Origin of the sequence: Martinezella calliandrae, from assembly GCF_030272695.1 — a bacterium.
Classification (GTDB): domain Bacteria; phylum Pseudomonadota; class Alphaproteobacteria; order Rhizobiales; family Rhizobiaceae; genus Rhizobium; species Rhizobium calliandrae.
The window spans coordinates 31,865-51,303 of record NZ_JARFYN010000007.1 but is presented as its reverse complement, the minus strand read 5'-3'; the positions used below and the strand labels follow the sequence as shown (position 1 = coordinate 51,303).

The following is a 19,439-nucleotide window of genomic DNA, read 5'->3' as shown; positions in this document are numbered from 1 at the left end:
TTGACGCAAGTCGGATCGCGGCCACTGTGACGCATAATATAAATCCCGATTGCTTGCCGGCGCGCAAAATTGTATTTCCGCGGCATGACGGACATCCTTTCCACTCCACGACATGAGGCAGGCGGCGCATTCCTCGTTGCCGCCCTCTATCATTTTGCTTCCTTTCCGCGCTTCGAGGCCGTGCGGGAGCCGCTGCTTGCGCTCTGCGAAGCAAACGGCGTCAAGGGCACACTGCTCCTCGCCCACGAAGGCATCAACGGCACCATCGCCGGTACGGATGCAGCTATCGGCACCGTCCTCTCTTTCCTGCGCGCCCAGCCGGAATTTTCAAGTCTGGAGCACAAGGAAAGCAGGGCATCGAAAATGCCTTTCGTGCGCATGAAGGTGAAGCTGAAAAAAGAGATCGTCACCATGGGCGTCGAGAGTATCGACCCCACCAAGATCGTAGGCACCTATGTCGCGCCGAAGGACTGGAATGCGTTGATCTCCGACCCCGACACAATCGTCATCGACACACGCAACGATTACGAGACGGCGATCGGTGTATTCAAGGGCGCGGTCGATCCGAAGACCAAGACGTTTCGCGAATTTCCGGAATGGGTGCGCCAGAACGAGCGCCTGCACAACAAGCCGAAAATCGCGATGTATTGCACCGGCGGCATCCGCTGCGAGAAGGCGACTGCCTTCATGAAGGAGCAGGGGTTTGACGAGGTTTACCACCTGAAGGGCGGCATCCTGAAATATCTCGAGGAAGTGCCCGCCGAAGAAAGCCTTTGGGAAGGCGCCTGCTTCGTCTTCGACGAAAGGGTCTCCGTCGAACATGGCCTGAAGGAAGGCAATCACAGGCTCTGCCATGCCTGCCGCAATCCCATCACCGTCGAAGAGGTCACCTCTCCCTTTTATGAAGCCGGTGTGTCCTGCAGCCAATGCTACCACGACCGCACCGAGGCCGACCGCGAACGTTATCGCGAACGGCAACGCCAGATCGCGCTCGCCCGCAAGCGCGGCCAAGAGCACATAGGCGGCTAAGGAATTTAGGCGGCTGCTTCCCGCTCGTCGGCGATCGTATGGGCCGCCGTCTGCGCCTTCAGCCGCTTGCTGATTTCGGCTTCCGGCAGCGGCTTGCCGAAGAAATAGCCCTGCAGCTCGTCGCAGCCGAAGAGTTCCAGGGCGATCCCCTGCTCTTCCGTCTCGATGCCTTCCGCCGTCACGGGCATGTCGAGCGAACGCGCCAATGCCACCGTCGCCTGCAGCATCTCGCGGGCACGGCTATCCGTTAGCACATCCATGGTCAGCGACCGGTCGATCTTGATGCGGTCGAAGCCGAATTGGCGGAGATACCCGATCGACGAGAAGCCCGAGCCAAAGTCATCGAGCGCCACCTTGACGCCGAGCGCCTTGAGCTGCTCGATCGACTGGCGCGTGCGCTCCGGATTCTGGATGATATAGCCTTCGGTGATTTCCAGCGTGATGCGTTCGGCTTCAATCTCCGTACGGCTCAACACATGCCGCACATAGTCCGCAAAAGCGGGATTGCGGAATTGGCCCGGCGAGACGTTGACTGCAACGCGCAGGCCCGGCCATTGCTGCGCTGCCTCGCAGGCTTTGCGCAGCACGAGTAGCCCGAGTGCCTCGATCAGGCCGCTCGTTTCAGCAATGGGTATGAAGGCATCGGGCGAAATCGGCCCGTAACCGGGCCTGCTCCAGCGCACCAACGCCTCGACGCCGGTGATCTCATGGCTCTTGGCATCGACCAGCGGCTGATAGGCAAGCGTCAACTCTTCCTTTTCGATAGCATTGCGCAGGTCAAGTTCCAACGCGTTGCGTTCCTCGCGATCGGCATCCATGGCCGTCTCGTAGCAGGTCATGCGAGCGCGGCCTGCTTCCTTGGCTTTGTACATGGCAAGGTCGGCTCGGCGCACCAGTTCCTCGCGGTCGATCCGGCCCTCAGGCGAACTGGCGATGCCGATGCTGGCGCCGACAACGACCACGCGCCGGCCGATCTCCAATGGCTCGGCAAAGAAATCCAGCACCTGTTCGGCAAGTCTAAGCGCCGGCGCGTCGTTCAGCTCCTTGGTCGGAAAGGCCACAGCGAACTCGTCGCCGCCAAGTCGCGCGAGCGTCGCCGTCGGCGGAATGAGCACATTCAGCCCGGCGGCGACGGCGCGGATCAACTGATCCCCGGTGCCGTGACCATAGGCGTCATTGATCTCTTTGAATCCGTCGAGGTCGAGATAGAGCAGCAGGACATTGCTGCCGTCGGCCCGGGCGCTTTCCACCAATCGGTCGACATCGAGGCGCAGGCCCTCGCGATTGAGAAGGCCGCTAAGCCGGTCTCGCAGCGAACCCTGGCGCGCCAGCGTCTCTTCCGCCCTCAAACGTCGACCTGCCAGCGACCCCAATATGAGCAGCACCACGAAAAACATGCCGACCAGGCCGAGTGCGCCGACCACCAGCGGACGGGCCTGTTGATAGCTGACGTCACCAGGTCCGCGCGATGTCCAGACCAGCCGCCCGAGGGGCTTGCCGAGCGGATCGACGATCGAGACGGCATAGCGCGCGATCGTGTCCGGCGGCACCAGCCTGAGGCCGCTGATGACATAGGTATTGGAGAGCATCTTGATCTTGGCCGCATCGAGGTGCCGGACAAAGATCAGATAGCGGCGCTTGCCTTCCGGGACGGGGATGTGGCCGGATTTTTCGCGGATCGTCCCAACACCGATGGCGGCAATGCCCTTGTCGGTCATCACATAGCCGCTCGCCTCCGGCACGCTGGTTGCCCGCGTCTTGCGCACCTGATCCACCAGGGCCCAGATCGAGGCATCAAAGACATCCTCGATCTTATCGGTCATCGGTTTGCCATCCCGATAGGCAATGACGGGCTTGTTGTCGTCATCGACGACCAGCGCCATGTCGAACAGGGCGCCATCGGCGGACATTTCGCCATAGTTGCCGGCGATCCAGTCCTGATCGTTTACCTCATAGACATTCCGGGCGGCAGCATTGCGCGCCGCATAGTCATGCAGCGTCGCGTCGAGCAGGCCTTCGAAGGTCTTCAGCGCACCGGCGGTGGTTTCCCAGGAACGCTCGTCGTCCAATTTGTTGGAATAATCAGCCACCCGGCCGATCGCCGTCAGCACCATCAGCGTGACGACTATGACGACCAGAGCGAACGAAAACAAAACGGCCGTCACGATGGAATGACGACCGATTTGCGTATTCCGCTGGAATGACCCGAAAACTGCTCCCAATGCGCTTCTCCTTAGCTTGAGAAGTCTGCCTTCAGGTCTTCAAAAAACGGTTAAAGCGAACCTATGATTATTGCGTGACAGGGTTGCATGTTGATCGGCGCCGCAAGCATTTCATATGGATCCGCGGATTGCCTGCGCAAAACGATTGAGGCTTGCCCTCAGCGCGCCATTCTCTTGCATCTCCGCCAGGAGCGCCGCCTGCGCCTCATCGCTCTTGCCGGCGAGCGGCACGCGCAGAAAAGCCTCCGGCACGATACGGAGCGACATGGTCTGCAACACTTCGGTCAGTTGCTCCAGCACAAGATCGCCGCGATGCGAGGCGTGCGCAAACATCAGCGGCCTGAACGGCACCTCGTCGCGCGACACCAGCCAATCCAGCGCGTTTTTGAAGCCGCCAGGAATGCCATGGGCATATTCCGGACAGGACACGATCAGCCCGTCCGCGTTGCGGATCTTGGCCGCAAATGCATCGACAACGGAAGGCGTCCTGTCACCTTCATGATCCGGATTGAAGATCGGCAGATTGCCGATCAAATCGCAGATTTCTATCGAAACTCCGTCAGGCGATATCAGTCGGAGAGCCTCCAGCAGCCGGCGGCTGGTGGAGGCCTGTCTTTGACTTCCCCAGAGCGCGTAGAAGGAAAGCGGACGCTGGATCATCCGCGAAGCCTATCAAGCGCCAGCGATTCGTGCGACAGCCGTCCAGCCCTTAATTGATGGGCCGGAAAGGCGACGTGGATCAAGCCGTCTTATGGTTCCCCTTCGGGAACTGACCGGCGAGTTCACGATACCACTTGCCGCTCTTCTTGACCGTCCGCACCTGCGTCTCGTAATCGACATGTACGAGGCCGAAGCGCATGCGGTAACCTTCCGCCCACTCGAAATTATCCATCAGGCTCCAGGCGAAATAGCCGCGCATGGGATAACCGTCCTTGATCAGGTCAGCGACGATGCCGAGATGGTCGATGTAGTAATCGAGGCGCGGCTGGTCGTCGACTTCGCCGTTGACGACCCCCATGTTATAGCAGGCACCGTTCTCGGTGATGTAGCATTCCGGCAGCTCGTAGCGCTTGTAGAGATCTTCCACGACGTGCTTCAGGCCTGGCGCGTAGATTTCCCAGCCGATATCGGTCTTCACCTCGCTTGCCGGGGGCGCTTCATTCGTCCAGGGGAAGTCGCCGCTCTTGGAGGCGTCATCGTAGACGCGCATCGGCATATAATAGTTCAGACCCCACCAATCGAGCTTCTGGTTGATGATCTTCAGGTCACCGTCCTCGACAATAGGCATGCGGTCGCCAAGCGCCTCGACGAATTCCTTCGGATACTGACCCTTAAAGATCGGATCGAAGAAGGCGCCGTTGTGGAACTGATGCGCGCGCTCGACGGCGGCCTGATCTTCCGCACTATCGGAACCCGGAAGGATAGAGGCGGCATTGATGACGATACCAACCGGCACTTTGGGCGCTTCCGCGCGGATCGCCTCGACACCAAGGCCGTGCGCGAGGTTCATGGTGTGCATGGCATAAAGCGCCGCCTGCATGTTGCGTTCGCCCGGTGCGTGGATGCCGTAAAGGTGGCTCAGCCAGACAATGCACCAGGGCTCATTGAAGGTGGCGATCGAATCCAGGCGGTCGCCGAGGCGGGCCACGACGGTCTTCACATACCGCTGATAGGCATAGGCCGTGGAACGCGCCGTCCAGCCGCCGTCGCCGGCAAGCGTCAGCGGCAAGTCCCAGTGATAAAGCGTCGCAAAGGTCTTGATGCCGCGCGCCTTGCAGCCATCGACGAGACGGTCGTAGAAATCGAGACCGGCTTCGTTCACCGGACCCGTACCGTCAGGAATGATGCGCGGCCATGCGATCGAGAAGCGATAAGCCTCGACGCCCATCTCCTTGATCAGATCGAGATCCTGTTCCAAGCGATTGTAATGATCACAGGCGACATCGCCGTTATGGCGATGGTAGACGCGGCCCGGCATGTTGGCGAAAGCATCCCAGATCGATGGCTTGCGGCCGTCCGCCTTGGTGGCGCCTTCGATCTGGAAGGCGGCGGTGGCGACACCGAACGTGAAATCGCCCGGGAAACGGGCGGCAAAGCTCTTGGGATCAATCATGACTAACCTCGTTTCTCTCAAACGGCGGGACGGCCGGGTGCGATCGACCCGCGCTCACGACATTGGGCTTTCGTGCGGTTTAAACCTACGAAAACGTCCTTGTACAGTCCTGCAATGACAAAACTGCAACGTTGCAGTCAGAAGTCGAGGAGGATGGGACGGCAAACAACCAGCCGTCCCCTACGCACGGATCAGAGCTTGACCCAAGCGCCATTGCGCTTCGAAGAAGCAACGCAGGCCTCGACGAAAGCGACACCCTTCACGCCGTCATCGACGGTCGGGTAGACGACGCCCGGATCGACTGCCACGCCCTTCTTGCGGGCGTTTATGGCGCGCGCAGCTTCAGTGTAGATTGTGGCGAAGGCTTCGAGATAGCCTTCCGGATGGCCGGACGGGATGCGCGAGACGCGCGCGGCCGCAGCACCCGATCCGGCGCCATTGCGGGTGATCAGGCGCTTCGGCTCGCCGAACGGCGTGTACCAGAGATAGTTGGGGTCGGCCTGCGTCCATTCGATGCCGCCCTTGGTGCCGTAGACGCGGAGCTTAAGGCCGTTCTCATGGCCTAGCGCCACCTGACTGCACCACAGCATGCCCTTGGCCGGCTTCTCCGAACCCTTGGCTTTGAACCGCAGCAGCAGATGACCATTGTCGTCCAGACGGCGGCCTTCGACGAAACTGTCGAGATCGGCGGCAAGGCTGTCGAGTTCCAGGCCGGTGACAAAGGAGGCGAGGTTGTAGGCATGTGTGCCGATATCGCCGGTGGAGCCGCCAGCGCCGGACTGCGACGGATCGGTGCGCCAGGCGGCCTGCTTCTGGCCGGACTGCTCGATGTTTTCCGTCAGCCAGTCCTGCGGATATTCCGCCTGCACGATGCGGATATCGCCGAGCTCGCCATTGGCGATCATCTCACGCGCCTGGCGGACCATCGGATAGCCGGTGTAGTTGTGCGTCAGGATGAACAGCGCACCGCTTTCGTCGGCCACTTTCTTCAGCTTCTTGGCATCGGCAAGGTTGGAGGTCAGCGGCTTGTCGCAGATGACATGGATCCCACGCCTCAGAAATTCCTTGGCGGCGGCGTAGTGAACATGGTTCGGCGTGACGATCGAAACTGCTTCGATGCCGTTCTTCAGCTTGGCTTCGCGGATTGCCATATCTCGATAGCTGGAATAGGTGCGGGTCGGATCGAGACCGAGATCGCGGCCCGAAGCGATCGCCTTGTCCGGCGAGGCCGACAGCGCGCCAGCGACGAGATCGAACTGGTCGTCGATGCGGGCGGCGATGCGATGCACCGCACCGATGAAGGCGCCGGCGCCTCCACCCACCATACCAAGCCGAATGCGCGGCTCACGCGTCTGCTCCGATGATCCTTCGATTGCCATATGTTCCTCCTGAATGAATTAGAATTCGCCCCTTGCGGGGGAGATTTGGTGCCTGCCGTTCCAAGCAACCCGCCTCGCCCTTCGAGGGCCGGGCCACCTCACGGTGAGGCTGATCTTTTGCACCCACGCTCTTCCATCTACTGATGGCGCCGATGGCTCCTAGGAATATCGCGAGAGCCCGCTCCACCCTCGTCCTGAGGTGTGCAGCCTCCTGAGCTCTGTTGAAGGACTGAAGCCAAGAAGGACGAGGGAGCCCTCTCTCCTCCCCCCGGGGGGAGAAGAGAGAATTATCAAAGCCCCAGCATGCGACGGTTGGCAGCCTGATCCGTGCCACTGCCGGCAAAGTCGTCGAACGCCTTTTCGGTAACGCGGATGATGTGCGACTTGACGAATTCGGCACCTTCGCGTGCGCCGTCTTCCGGATGCTTAAGGCAGCATTCCCATTCGACCACGGCCCAGCCATCGAAATCATTGGCGGTCAGCTTCGAGAAGATCGAGCCGAAATCGACCTGGCCGTCGCCTGGCGAACGGAAGCGGCCGGCGCGGTTGACCCAGCTCTGATAGCCACCATAGACGCCCTGACGCCCAGTCGGATTGAACTCCGCATCCTTAACGTGGAACATCTTGATGCGGTCCTTGTAGATATCGAGATGGTCGAGATAGTCGAGGCACTGCAGGACATAGTGCGACGGGTCATAGAGCATGTTGGCGCGCGGATGGTTGCCGACCCGCTCCAGGAACATTTCGAAAGTAATACCGTCGTGCAGATCTTCGCCGGGATGGATTTCGTAGGCGACATCGACGCCGCAGGAATCGGCATGATCGAGGATCGGCGTCCAGCGGCGGGCAAGCTCGTCGAATGCAGTTTCCACCAGGCCGGCCGGACGCTGCGGCCAGGGATAGAGGAACGGCCAGGCGAGCGCGCCGGAGAAGGTCGCGTGCGCCTTGATGCCGAGATGCTTGGAAGCCGACAGCGCCATCTTCACCTGCTCGACGGCCCATTGCTGCCGCGCCTTCGGGTTGCCGCGCACTTCCGGCGCCGCAAAACCGTCGAAGGCCTCGTCATAGGCCGGATGCACGGCAACGAGCTGGCCCTGCAGATGGGTCGAAAGCTCGGTGACCTCGACGCCGTTGGCGCGGGCGACGCCAGCAAATTCGTCGCAATAATCCTTGGAGGTCGCGGCCTTCTTCAGGTCGATCAGCTGGCCTGCCCAGGTCGGTACCTGCACGCCAACATAGCCGGCCTCGGCCGCCCATTTGGTGATCGAATCCCACGAGTTGAACGGAGCTTCGTCGCTTGCGAATTGTCCGAGAAACAGGCCTGGGCCCTTGATCGTCTTCATGCGTAATTCCTCCCTGGTCGTGTGCTGTAAACGTTTCCGAAGCGATTCAACACCTCATTCGGGGCGAACGAGGCGTCCTTCCCTCAAAAACAATAGGGCCGTCTGGCCGAAAGTCGAATGCATCGAGACCTAATCACGGCCCGCCTTCGACGACAAGAGGTACGTGCCGCAAAAATTACCGGACTGAGCGAAACTCCGTGGCGGAACCGAAAAAAACGCCCGCCGGAACGGCGGGCGCCTTGCTCGAAATGTGTGGATCATCCATTCAGAACGGCGAATCGGGGAAGTAGAAATCCTTGGCATTATCCTTGGTGACCAAGGTCGCATCCAGGATATAATTGCCGCGGACTGGAACCTGATCATAGAAGTTGGCAGCGGTCAGTTCCATGGCCGTTCCCACCATTGCCGGCGGATAGAGAACGTCGACCGGGATCAGCTTGTCGCCGTCCATGACCTTCTTGACCATATCCTTCGAACCGGCGCCGGCGATGATATACTGGATATCGGTGCGCTTGGCCTGGTCGATCGCCTGCAGCACGCCGACGGCCATGTCGTCATCCTGACACCAGACGACATCGATCTTCGGGAACTTCGTCAGATAGTCCTGCATGACCTTGAAAGCGTCGTCGCGGTTCCAGTTGCCGTATTGCCGATCGAGAACCTTGACGTTGGAGCCGGCGATGCCCTTGTCGAAACCGTCCTGACGCTGCTGGTCGATCGGGATCGGCAGGCCGCGGATGACAACGACCTGAGCATTCGGCGTATTGGCCTTGATGTATTCGCCTGCCGTCTGGCCAAGCGCAGGATTGTTGCCCGCAACATAGAGGTCGCGGACGGAATTGTCGTTGTTGCTTGGCGCGCGGTCGACCAGAGCGACGAACTTGCCCTTGTCCTTGACTTCCTTGATGGCGTTGACCAGCGGATCGGGATCCGACGGCAGGATCACGAGAGCGTCGATGCCCTGAGTCTCGAGGTCCTGTACCGCATTTGCCTGGCTTGCTGCGTCGGGCGAGGTCTTGACGATGACGTTAAGGCCCGGATGTTCCGCCATCAGAAGTTTGGCGACGCGTTCGGCGTGGAAGACGACACCCGAAGTCCAGCCATGGTCCGCTGCCGGAATGGAAACGCCAATGGTGACCTTCCTGTCCTCGGCGTGAACCGTGCTGGCCAAAGCCGCCAGCGCGACAGCCAGGCCAAATAGTCTTTTACGCATATTTCATCCTCCCAGATAGAGACAGGGCATTGTCATGATGACCGGGCGCCCCTTGGACCCGGTTATTGCTGTTTGCGAGCAAGCGAGCGCTGAACGAGCATGGCGATGATGATGATCGCGCCCTGGATGGCACTCAGCAGATACTCGCTGATGAAATTGGAAAGCAGCATGATGTTGCCGACCAGCTCGAGAATGAAGGCGCCGCAAACGGTGCCCCACACCCTGCCCGCGCCGCCCTTTAGCGCCGTGCCGCCAACGACGACGGCCGTGATCGCCTGCAACTCCCATAAGCTGCCCGTCGTTGCCGATGTCGAACCAAGCCGTGGCACGTAGAGAAGCACGGCGATCGCCACGCACAGGCCCTGGATGACGAAGGCGACGGTACGCACGCGATTGACCGCGACGCCCGAATAACGTGCAACATCGCGACTGGAGCCGACGGCGATGACATGCCGCCCATAACGGGTGCGATAAAGAATGAAAGCCGCGATGCAGGTAACGACGATGATGACGACGATCGGCACCGGCACGCCGAGCACGGAACCGTAGTAAGCCGGCTTGTAGAGCGCCTGCAAATTGGCCGGACGCAAGGTGATCGCGCCGCCCTGCGACAGCCACGTCGTCAAGCCACGATAGACGCCCATCGTGCCGAGGGTCGCGATGAACGGCTCGATCTTGCCCATGGTCGTGATCAGACCATTGGCCAAGCCGCACAGGAGACCGGCGACGATCGAGAACAACACAGCCGCCGTCAGCATCAGGGCCGGATCGGCGATGACGCCTGAGTTCATCAAGAGGATCATCAGGCTTGCGACGAATGCGACCATCGCACCGACAGACAAATCGAGATCGCCTGCCGAGATGACGAAGGTGGCGCCGACTGCGATGATCGCGATATAGGCGCATCTCGTCGCGACATTGGTGAGATTGGTAAGGCCGATAAAATTCGGGTTGACCAGTGCGCCTACGATCAGAAGCAGCACCAGCGCTGCAAACGGAGCCACGGCCCTGAGATCGATATCACGCCAGGAACGCCCTCGCTGACCGGCCTTGCCGCTGCTGTCTTCGCCCACGCTCATAACCAAAACCAACCTCCCGTCCCATGATTGCTGGGAATTCGCCCTGCCTATGCCGCCCGTTCAGGCAGCGGTCTTTTTCTTCAGGCCCGCCGCATAACGCATGATTTCCTGCTCGGTGATCTCGTCGCCTTCAAGCATGCCGACGATCCGGCCCTCGCGCATCACCGCGATCCGCGTACACAGCCCGATGACCTCGGGCATTTCCGAGGAGACCACGATGATCGAATGGCCGTCGCGCGCCAGCGCCGAAATGAAATGATAGATCTGCTGCTTCGTGCCGACATCGATGCCGCGCGTCGGCTCATCGATGATGATGATCCGCGGACCGGTTTCCATGACCTTTGCCAGAAGCAATTTCTGCTGATTGCCGCCGGACATGCGGCCAACGATGATGTTTCCGTCGCGAACCCGGATGTCGAAGCGGCGGCGCGCCCGCGCCAGCGCATTGGCCTCGCTGGAAGCGCTCAGATAACCGAACTTGCCGTGCCGATCCAAGGACTGGAGGGTCAGGTTGACGGCCATCCCCGAATTTAGAAGCAGGCCCTTGGACTTCCGGTCCTTGGTCATATAGGCAAGCCCGGCATCGATGGCCGCATGCACGTCATGTGACGGCACCGCTTGGCCGTTGGCGACCACTTCACCGGAAGCGCGTGAGCGCAGCCCAACGACCGCTTCCATCAGTTCGGTGCGGCCCGAGCCGATCATGCCGGAAAAGCCCAATATCTCGCCCTTGCGCAGTTCGAAGCTCGCATCGCGAACATAGCCGGTCGAAAGAGAGCTGACGCTGAGCACAACCTTCTCGTCGACATCGGGCTCGTTCTTGGCGGGATAAAGGCTGGAAAGCTCACGTCCAACCATCAACTGGGCAATCGATTCGCCGTCGAGCAGCGAGGTTTGCGATGTCTTGACCCATTGGCCATCGCGCAGGACCGTGACCCGGTCCGTCAGTTCCATGACCTCGTCTAGCTTGTGGGACACGAAGACGAAGCTCGTCCCCTGGTCACGCAGCTTGCGCACCTGTTTGAACAGGAAGTTGGTTTCCTCGCGCGACAGGACGGCGGTCGGCTCGTCCATGAAGACGATCCTGGCGTCCCGGCTGATTGCCTTGGCGATCTCAACCATCTGCTTGTCGGCGATGGAAAGCGTGCTGATCAAGGCTCTCTCGTCGACATGCGAACCGAGGAGATCGAGGACACGCCGCGTTTCGGCGCGCATATATTTGCGGTCGAGCACACCCAAACGCGTGACTTCGCGACCGAGAAACAGGCTCTCGGTCACGGTCAGATGTTCGGCAAGATTGAATTCCTGGTGGATGATGACGATGCCGAGCGCTTCCGCTGCGCCGTTGGGTGGCAGCCTTACCGGCTGGCCGTCAAGCAGGATCTCGCCGGAGCTTGGCTGCTCGAAACCGGAGAGAACCTTGACGAGCGTCGACTTGCCGGCACCGTTCTCGCCCATGAGCGCATGAATTTCGCCGGCACGCAGATCGAAATTGACGCTGAACAGTACCTGCACGCCGCTGAAGGACTTGCAAATTCGCCTCGCGGACAGCACCACCGCACCGTCGACGGCCTCCGAACTCATCACGTCCTCCCCCGTGGCTCCACCCACTTCCAAGCTGTGTAAACCTTTACATATTGCCTGTAAAGGTTTACATGATTGCACATTGCACAATTTTTCGCGGTCGCCTTTGACCTCGGCGGAAGTCTGTGTAGTGTCCGGTCCGAGACGAGACCCAAGGCAGAGCGCAGTGTCTAATTCCACGCCCGCAACTATCGAAGACGTCGCCAGAATTGCCAATGTTTCGATCGCAACGGTCTCGCGGGCAATCCATATGCCTGAGAAGGTCGCGAACTCGACGCGCCTGAAGGTCAATCAGGCGATTGCGATCACCGGTTATACCACCAATGCCATGGCGCGCAGCCTGCGGCTTGGCCGTTCGAACATGATTCTCGTTGTCGCACCTGATATCGGCGATCCCAATTTCTCCAATATTCTCATCGGGTTGGAAAATGAGGCACGCGCGCACGGCTATGGCGTCCTAATCGGCCACACGCAGAACGATGCTCAGCGCGGGCTGGAATATCTAAAGTTCCTGAATTCCAACCAGGCGGCCGGTTTGATCCTGTTCACAGGTATCCTACCCTTCGGACACCAGACGATGACAGCGCGGCTTCCGCCGAGCGTGGGCGTCTTCGAGCCGGTCTTCAATGGCGGCATCCCCTATGTCGGCGTGGACGATATCGCCGGAGCGCGCAAGGCGGTCGACCTTCTGATCGCCGAGGGTCATCGGAAAATTGCATTCATCGGCGATTCGCGCACCCGCCTTGCCTATTGCCGGCGGCGCATGGGCTATGAGGCGGGGCTCGATGCCGCCGATATCAGTTCCGACCTACGCATTGTGTTCGAGGGTGACGGCACCATCGAGAGCGGACGGCTGGCCGTCGAGCAGCTTTTCATGCGCGACACGCTGCCGACAGCCTTCATGTGTGTCAACGACCAGACGGCCATCGGCGTGATGATCGGGCTGAAGGCGCGCGGCTATGACATTCCGAGGGATTTTTCGGTGACCGGCTTCGACGATGTGCCGCAGGCTGTCTTCATGACGCCCTCGCTGACGACCATCCGGCAGCCGCGGACCGCCATCGGCAAGCACGCGATGTCGCTGCTGATCGAACTCCTATCGGACGGCCAGCCCGCGGAAACGGAAATCCTGCTGCTGCCCGATCTAGTGGTGCGCAACTCGGTCTCGGCCCCGTCGCGCGCCCGGCGATAGAGAGGCATAACGTGGCGCTCGGCAGGATCATCCTTTACGCCCGCGATGTGGAAGCGACGATCGGCTTCTACGAGAAACATTTCGGGTTCAAACCGCTCCGACAGGCCGGCGATCGAATTGTCGAGCTGCTGGCGCCGGACGGAGGCGCCAATCTAATGGTCCATCCTGCGGCAAAGACCCAGAAGATGGGCCAATCATCGGTAAAACTGGTCTTCGACGTCGAACTTGTCGAAGCGTTCCGCGCCAAATGCGCGAGCGGGGGACTTGAATTCGGACCGTTGCATCAGGCCGACGGCTATGTATTTGCCAATGCCAAAGACCCCAGCGGAAACTCCATATCCATTTCGAGCCGCGCATTCAGGCGATAGTGCGGGAGGCGATGAACCACCGCCTCCCGCATGTTAACAATCAAACGTAACGATTGACGACGTTTTCCAGGAGTTCCTGCTTGCCGGATTTCGGCTGCGGGTTGACATCCTTGCTTTCGACCCACTGCGCGATCTGGTCGAGGGAATATTCGCCGCGCAGAAGCTTCTGGCCTTCAGCGGAATCCCAGCCGGCATAGCGATCGGCGAGCGGCTGCGACAGGGCCTTGTCTTCGATCATCTTAGCAGCAGCCTTCAGGCCGCGGGCGCAGCAATCCATGCCGCCGATATGGCCGATCAGCAGGTCTTCCGGATCGAGCGACTGGCGGCGCAGCTTGGCGTCGAAGTTGGTGCCGCCGGTCTTGAATCCGCCGCCTGCCAGAACGTGGTAGTAAGCGAGCGTCATTTCCGGAACATTGTTCGGGAACTGGTCGGTATCCCAGCCGGACTGATAGTCGTTGCGGTTCATGTCGATCGAGCCGAAGATGCCGAGAGCATTGGCGAGCGCCAGCTCATGCTCGAAGGAATGGCCGGCGAGAATAGCGTGGCCCTGCTCAATGTTGACCTTCACTTCGTTTTCGAGGCCGTTCTTTTTCAGGAAGCCATAGACGGTCGAGACGTCGTAATCGTACTGATGCTTGGTCGGCTCCTGCGGCTTCGGCTCGATCAGGATCGTGCCCTTGTAGCCGATCTTGTGCTTGTACTCGACCACGAGGTTGAGGAAGCGGCCCATCTGGTCCAGCTCACGCTTCAGATCGGTGTTGAGCAGGGTTTCATAGCCTTCGCGGCCGCCCCAGAGAACGTAGTTTTCGCCGCCGAGCTTGTGCGTCGCGTCCATACAGGTCTTCACCGTCGCCGCCGAGAAAGCGAAAACGTCCGGATCCGGATTGGTCGCAGCGCCTGACATGAAGCGGCGGTTCGAGAACAGGTTCGCCGTGCCCCACAGCAGCTTGACGCCCGTTTCAGCCTGCTTCTGGGCGAAGTAGTCGACGATCTCATTCAGATTTTTGGTGTTCTCGGCGAAATTCTTGCCTTCCGGACGCACGTCGGCATCGTGGAAGCAATAGTAGGGCGCGCCAAGCAGGGTGAAGAATTCAAAAGCGACATCGGCCTTCAGCTTGGCCGCTTCCATCGTGTCCCGGAACCAGGGACGGAGGAAGGTCTGACCGCCGAAGGGGTCGCCGCCCGGCCAGGTGAAGGTATGCCAGTAGGCAACGGCAAAACGCAGATGGTCTTCCATGCGCTTGCCAAGAACCACTTCGTCCTTGTTGTAGTGGCGGAAGGCCAGCGGATTGGTGCTGTCGGGGCCTTCATATTTCACTTTCTTGATGTCACCAAAAAATCCGGTGCTCATGTCTCATCTCCTTGGGTTTGGTATTTTCGGTAGTGTTATTCGTGCCGTGTTGGCGGTCTGCCCCTCACCCTAACCCCCTCCCCGTTTGTGGGGAGAGGGGACGACCTCTGTTTCCTCGCGCGCTTCGGAGGTGAGAGGGCCGGTGATGGTGTGCCTCCCACCTTCTCCCCGTCAAAAACGGGGAGAAGGTGGCCGATAGGCCGGATGAGCGGCTTTGCGCCACGGTGTTTCAATGCGCCGACAGCGGCTTGATCGCCGGATAAAGCGCACGGTAACGCATGTAGGCATCCTCGTAAGCGCCCGTTAGCGCTGTTATCGGTTCGATCGTGCCGGCGGTTTCAGGCGGCGCGCAAACGGCGACCGGATCGGCGCCGGTTGCTGCGATCAGGCCGAGACGGGCAGCGCCGAATGCAGCTCCGAAATCACCGTCGGCCGGCAAATCGACGGGAACGCCGAGGGCCGTTGCAATCGAGGCCAGCCAAAAGCGCGAGCGCGAGCCGCCGCCGATGGCGGTAACGCGGGCAATATTGGTGCCTGCCGAGCGCAGTGCTTCGAGGTTATCACGAATAGCGAAGGTGACGCCCTCGAGCACCGCCTGGGTGAGCACGGCACGGCTGCTTTCATGACCGAGACCAATGAAGGCGCCGCGGATGGTCGCATCGTTGTGCGGCGTGCGTTCGCCGGAAAGATAGGGAAGGAAGGTGACACCAGACGGCGCTTTCAAGGCATCTCCGAGTTCGCCAGTAAGTTCGGCTGCAGATTTACCGGTGACGCCCGAATGCCAATTCAAAGCGTCGGTCGCTGATAGGATGACGCCCATCTGGTGCCAGGTGTTCGGCAGCGCGTGGCAGAAGGCATGAACGGCGCTTTCCGGCTTCGGCAGGTAGGAGCCGTTGGCAGCGAAGAGCACGCCGGAGGTGCCGAGCGAGACGAAGGCGGCGCCATGGCTGACGGTGCCCATACCACAAGCCGAGGCCGCATTGTCCCCTGCCCCGCCGGCTACGACGACGTCGCCGGCAATGCCCCACTTCGAGGCCAATTCGCCGCGCAGCTTACCGGCGGCTTCCGTGCCTTCGACCAGTGTCGGCATCTGTTTCTCGTCGAGATTGGTGGCGGCAAGCAGCTCGGAAGACCATTTGCGCTTGCCGGTGTCGAGCCAGGATGTGCCGGCGGAGTCGGACATTTCCGACATGTGCTCGCCGGTCAGCCATAGGCGCAGAAAATCTTTCGGCAACAGTACCCAGCGCACCTTGGCGAAGATGTCGGGCTCATGCTTTTCGACCCAGGCGAGCTTCGGTGCGGTGAAGCCGGGGAAAACGATGTTGCCGGTCAGCGTCCGGAATCGCGGATCGGCGTCGAGTGCGGCTGCCTCGTTATAGCTGCGCGTATCGTTCCAGAGGATGCAGGGGCGCAGCACCTTGTCGTCCGCGTCGAGCAGCGTAGCGCCATGCATCTGGCCGGAAAGGCCGATACCCCGCACCGCAGCAAGTTCCCTCGGGTGAGCCGCCTTCAGGCCGGCGACCGCCTCCTCGGTGGCGCGAATCCAGTGCGCCGGCTCCTGTTCCGACCAGCCCGGATACGGACGCGACACATCGAGCCCGCCATTGGCCGATCCGATGATCTTCTGATTGCCGTCGATCAGCATCGCTTTGACGCCGGACGTTCCGAGATCGAGACCCAAATACATCAGATGTACTCCCTATGCTCTGCCGCAGGTTTGATGGTCAGGGCAGATTGTCCTTCAAGAAAATGTCGAGGCGGATGCGTTCCTGCCCGGCGATGACGTCCTGTCCGTCCGCCGTCGCCTTCATGACGCGTATGGCGCTGCGCACCTCGTGGCCGGCGTCCTGGTTCAGGACGGCATCGATCGTGCCGTCCTGCAAGGCCGCACGGGTATGTTCTGTCAGTTCGTGCACGACGACGGTCAGCCCGCGGCCGTGCCCGGTCGCTTTCAGCGCCCTGATCAAGCCGCGATTGCCGGCGCCGAGGCTGTAGATGCCGATGATGCTGTTGCTGCCGGATAGGGCCTCGGAAACGAGCGCGTTGGCGATCTCCGGATCGTCGCGGCCTTCGAGCACAGGCAGAAGGCGTAGTTGCGGAAATTCCGCCGCCATGACAGAGGCAAATCCCTCCAAGCGCTCACGATGGTCGCGCACCAGCATGGAGCCGGCGAGAACGGTGACATCACCGTTGCGCCCGCCCAGAAAACGGCCAAGTAGCCGCGCCGCTGTCCGGCCCGCAGCGATATTGTCGACGCCGGCATAGTGATGCCGCGTGGATCCGGTTAGGTCGGAAACGAGGGTGACAACGGGTAGCCGCGCCGCCACTAACCGGTCGACGGCGGCCCGCACGTCCGGCGCATCGATCGCTACCAAGGCCGCGCCGGCAAGGTCCGTGCCGTGCAATGCGTCAAGCGCGGCCACCAGGGCCGCTGTGTCGAAGGCAGGCACCTCCACTATGCTAATCTCGGTGCGCTCGAACGCCGATCGGGTCATCGCCTGGCGCACTTCCGCGTAGAGGCCGTGCATGAAGGAATTATCGCCGGTCGGCAGGATGAAGACGAGCGGATAGACACGGCCCTTGGCAAGATTGGCGGCTGCCACGTCGCGCACATAGCCGATGTCGCGAATTGCCGCTTCCACTTTCTCACGCGTCACGAGACGCACGCCCGGGCGCTGGTTCAGCACCCGGTCCACAGTCGCAAGGCTGACGCCCGCTGCGGCAGCGATATCGTAAACGGTGGGTCTCATCAGCTCCTCCTAATGAGATTCTTACCGCTAATTCTGATGTACGTAAATCAAAAATTTTCCAGTGTCGAGAAATTCCGGTCGATGCCAACGAAAAGAAAAAGGCTCCTCGATCCGAGAAGCCTTTCCATTACAGGGAGATAGGAGTGAAACGCGATGCCGGAAGCATTCTATCCGTTTGCAGATGATGCCACCTGAAAGCGGGATGTTCTAGTGGCCACCGCCGCCCGCGCCTTTCGGCGGGGCCTTCGGCTTGTTGAGCATCAATACGCCGAAAATCATCGCAAGGAACAATACCGTCAGCATTAGGAAGACGTCGCTAAAGGACATGATGATCGCCTGCTGCTCCGCCATATTGACCAACTGCCGCACCGCCGCCTGCGGGCCGTCCAAGCCACTGGCACTGAAATTAGCCGACATATTGTTGATTTGATCCATGGCGGCGGGGCTGCCCCAATGCACATGCTCGCGCAGATGCATATAGTGGGCGTCCTGACGGGTGCTGAGCACCGTATTGATGATAGCGAGCCCGACGGCACCGCCAAGGTTGCGGGTCAGGTTAAACAGGCCGGAAGCGCCGCGCATGCGAGCAGGAGGCATGGTTCCGAGCGCGATGTTATTGATCGGCACCATGCACATCATCAGCCCGAAGCCGCGAAGTATCTGCGGGATGAAGAGTTCCCAGAAATCCCACTCCATCGTCAAGCCCGTCATGATCCACGTACCGGTCGCGAAACTGCAGAACCCGATAATCATCATGATCCGAAGATCCATCTTGCCGGACAGAATACCGGCCAGAGGCGCGGTGAAGAACATCGCCAGGCCGGAGACGAACATCGTCTCGCCGATCATCAAAGAATCATATCCGCGGATACGGCTGAGATAGACGGGATAGATGTAGGTCAGACCATAAAGCCCGATGCCCATCACGAAGGAGAACATCGAACCAAACGCGAAATTTTTATTGCCGAAGGCTTTCAAATCGACGACGGGGAAATCGACGGCAAACGCCCGGTAAAAGAAGATGAGCGCACCAATTGCGGAGGCAATCGCGGCCATCACGATATAGTCGTCATTGAACCAGTCGTTGGTATTGCCTTCCTCAAGCACATATTCCAGCGCGCCGAGGAACAGCGCCATGGAAAATAACCCCCACCAGTCGAACTTCTTCATCAACGACAGTTCTGGCTTGTCGAAGTCAATGAAATTCCAGGTGACGATGGTGACGATGATACCGGGTCCAATGTTGACCAGGAACAGCCAATGCCAGGAAAATGCGTGGCTGAGATAGCCGCCAACCGTGGGGCCGATGGTCGGAGCAAGCGTTGCGATCAGACCGATGATCGGCGACACCACATTGCGCTTTGACGGTGGGAAAATGGTGAAGGCAGCAGCGAAAACTGACGGAATCATGCCGCCGCCGATAAAGCCCTGAAGCGCACGATAGACGATCATCTGATCGATGTTGGTCGCCGTCGCACAAAGACCACTGGCTATCGTAAAGCCGGCAGCGGAGGCGGCAAAAAGATATCGTGTCGAAATGATGCGGGCCAGCGTTCCCGAAAGCGGAATCATGATGACTTCAGCGATCAGATAGGCTGTCTGGACCCATGGAATTTCATCCGAGCCGGCGCTAAGGCCGGCCTGGATTTCGCTGAGGGAGGCTGAAACCACCTGAATGTCCAGGATCGACATGAACATGCCGAGCACCATCGCGAAGAATGCGATGAGTCTGCGGGGGTCCATATGTTCCGCCGCTGGGACGGCGGGACCGGCTATCGAACCTACCGTCGCTGCTGTCGAGGCCATCGGCGCTCTC

15 protein-coding genes are annotated in these 19,439 nt (G+C 60.2%); 3 read left to right on the top strand and 12 right to left on the bottom strand.

All coding sequences use genetic code 11. From position 1 onward, the window contains the following. Positions 1-84: 84 nt before the first annotated feature. Positions 85-1,029 (top strand): oxygen-dependent tRNA uridine(34) hydroxylase TrhO, encoded by a 945-nt coding sequence (gene trhO / locus PY650_RS07190; protein ID WP_285878369.1) that lies wholly within the window; start codon positions 85-87, stop codon positions 1,027-1,029. 5 nt (positions 1,030-1,034) lie between these two features. Here trhO and PY650_RS07185 read toward each other — a convergent pair whose 3' ends face one another. The 8 genes from PY650_RS07185 to PY650_RS07150 all read right to left on the bottom strand — a co-directional run bounded on the left by PY650_RS07185 (position 1,035) and on the right by PY650_RS07150 (position 11,962). Further along, entirely contained in the window at positions 1,035-3,251 is a 2,217-nt protein-coding gene (locus PY650_RS07185; RefSeq protein ID WP_285878368.1) for a bifunctional diguanylate cyclase/phosphodiesterase, read from the bottom strand. Positions 3,252-3,362: 111 nt separating this feature from the next. After that, positions 3,363-3,911 carry an NADPH-dependent FMN reductase gene (locus tag PY650_RS07180; RefSeq protein WP_432761501.1) on the bottom strand — a complete coding sequence of 183 codons (549 nt, stop codon included), beginning with the start codon at positions 3,909-3,911 and terminating at the stop codon, positions 3,363-3,365. Between the two features lie 79 nt (positions 3,912-3,990). Next, positions 3,991-5,364, bottom strand: coding sequence for a GH1 family beta-glucosidase (locus PY650_RS07175; protein ID WP_285878367.1), 1,374 nt, complete (start codon positions 5,362-5,364; stop codon positions 3,991-3,993). Between the two features lie 191 nt (positions 5,365-5,555). Next, complete coding sequence (locus tag PY650_RS07170; protein ID WP_285878366.1) at positions 5,556-6,743, bottom strand: Gfo/Idh/MocA family protein; 1,188 nt, start codon at positions 6,741-6,743, stop codon at positions 5,556-5,558. A 290-nt stretch (positions 6,744-7,033) separates the two neighbouring features. Next, positions 7,034-8,086 (bottom strand): sugar phosphate isomerase/epimerase family protein, encoded by a 1,053-nt coding sequence (locus PY650_RS07165; RefSeq protein ID WP_285878365.1) that lies wholly within the window; start codon positions 8,084-8,086, stop codon positions 7,034-7,036. A 265-nt stretch (positions 8,087-8,351) separates the two neighbouring features. After that, positions 8,352-9,299, bottom strand: coding sequence for a substrate-binding domain-containing protein (locus PY650_RS07160; RefSeq protein ID WP_285878364.1), 948 nt, complete (start codon positions 9,297-9,299; stop codon positions 8,352-8,354). A gap of 62 nt (positions 9,300-9,361) precedes the next feature. Then, entirely contained in the window at positions 9,362-10,378 is a 1,017-nt protein-coding gene (locus tag PY650_RS07155) for an ABC transporter permease (RefSeq protein WP_285878363.1), read from the bottom strand. A 60-nt stretch (positions 10,379-10,438) separates the two neighbouring features. Beyond that, a complete protein-coding gene (locus tag PY650_RS07150; RefSeq protein ID WP_285878362.1) occupies positions 10,439-11,962 on the bottom strand; it encodes a sugar ABC transporter ATP-binding protein in 1,524 nt (507 codons plus the stop codon). A 166-nt stretch (positions 11,963-12,128) separates the two neighbouring features. On the opposite strand from PY650_RS07150, the gene PY650_RS07145 reads away from it, so the two are divergent. Next, positions 12,129-13,154 (top strand): LacI family DNA-binding transcriptional regulator, encoded by a 1,026-nt coding sequence (locus PY650_RS07145; RefSeq protein ID WP_285878361.1) that lies wholly within the window; start codon positions 12,129-12,131, stop codon positions 13,152-13,154. An 11-nt stretch (positions 13,155-13,165) separates the two neighbouring features. Further along, on the top strand, positions 13,166-13,522 hold the full coding sequence (locus PY650_RS07140; protein ID WP_285878360.1) for a VOC family protein: 357 nt from the start codon (positions 13,166-13,168) through the stop codon (positions 13,520-13,522). Between the two features lie 40 nt (positions 13,523-13,562). On the opposite strand, the gene xylA is transcribed toward PY650_RS07140, so the two are convergent. The 4 genes from xylA to PY650_RS07120 form a co-directional block, all read right to left on the bottom strand. Continuing rightward, positions 13,563-14,873 carry a xylose isomerase gene (xylA, locus tag PY650_RS07135; RefSeq protein ID WP_285878359.1) on the bottom strand — a complete coding sequence of 437 codons (1,311 nt, stop codon included), beginning with the start codon at positions 14,871-14,873 and terminating at the stop codon, positions 13,563-13,565. 229 nt (positions 14,874-15,102) lie between these two features. After that, positions 15,103-16,560 carry a xylulokinase gene (gene xylB / locus PY650_RS07130; RefSeq protein ID WP_285878358.1) on the bottom strand — a complete coding sequence of 486 codons (1,458 nt, stop codon included), beginning with the start codon at positions 16,558-16,560 and terminating at the stop codon, positions 15,103-15,105. Between the two features lie 37 nt (positions 16,561-16,597). Then, positions 16,598-17,623 (bottom strand): LacI family DNA-binding transcriptional regulator, encoded by a 1,026-nt coding sequence (locus PY650_RS07125; RefSeq protein WP_285878357.1) that lies wholly within the window; start codon positions 17,621-17,623, stop codon positions 16,598-16,600. 207 nt (positions 17,624-17,830) lie between these two features. Beyond that, positions 17,831-19,429, bottom strand: coding sequence for a DHA2 family efflux MFS transporter permease subunit (locus PY650_RS07120; protein WP_285878356.1), 1,599 nt, complete (start codon positions 19,427-19,429; stop codon positions 17,831-17,833). Between the last annotated feature and the right edge of the window lie 10 nt (positions 19,430-19,439).

Coding starts and splice junctions, on each gene's coding strand:
- xylB (WP_285878358.1), bottom strand. CDS start 16,560: ATGTATTTGGGTCTCGATCTCGGAACGTCCGGCGTCAAAGCGATGCTG.
- PY650_RS07180 (WP_432761501.1), bottom strand. CDS start 3,911: ATGATCCAGCGTCCGCTTTCCTTCTACGCGCTCTGGGGAAGTCAAAGA.
- PY650_RS07155 (WP_285878363.1), bottom strand. CDS start 10,378: ATGAGCGTGGGCGAAGACAGCAGCGGCAAGGCCGGTCAGCGAGGGCGT.
- trhO (WP_285878369.1), top strand. CDS start 85: ATGACGGACATCCTTTCCACTCCACGACATGAGGCAGGCGGCGCATTC.
- PY650_RS07170 (WP_285878366.1), bottom strand. CDS start 6,743: ATGGCAATCGAAGGATCATCGGAGCAGACGCGTGAGCCGCGCATTCGG.
- PY650_RS07120 (WP_285878356.1), bottom strand. CDS start 19,429: ATGGCCTCGACAGCAGCGACGGTAGGTTCGATAGCCGGTCCCGCCGTC.
- PY650_RS07175 (WP_285878367.1), bottom strand. CDS start 5,364: ATGATTGATCCCAAGAGCTTTGCCGCCCGTTTCCCGGGCGATTTCACG.
- PY650_RS07150 (WP_285878362.1), bottom strand. CDS start 11,962: ATGAGTTCGGAGGCCGTCGACGGTGCGGTGGTGCTGTCCGCGAGGCGA.
- xylA (WP_285878359.1), bottom strand. CDS start 14,873: ATGAGCACCGGATTTTTTGGTGACATCAAGAAAGTGAAATATGAAGGC.
- PY650_RS07125 (WP_285878357.1), bottom strand. CDS start 17,623: ATGAGACCCACCGTTTACGATATCGCTGCCGCAGCGGGCGTCAGCCTT.
- PY650_RS07160 (WP_285878364.1), bottom strand. CDS start 9,299: ATGCGTAAAAGACTATTTGGCCTGGCTGTCGCGCTGGCGGCTTTGGCC.
- PY650_RS07165 (WP_285878365.1), bottom strand. CDS start 8,086: ATGAAGACGATCAAGGGCCCAGGCCTGTTTCTCGGACAATTCGCAAGC.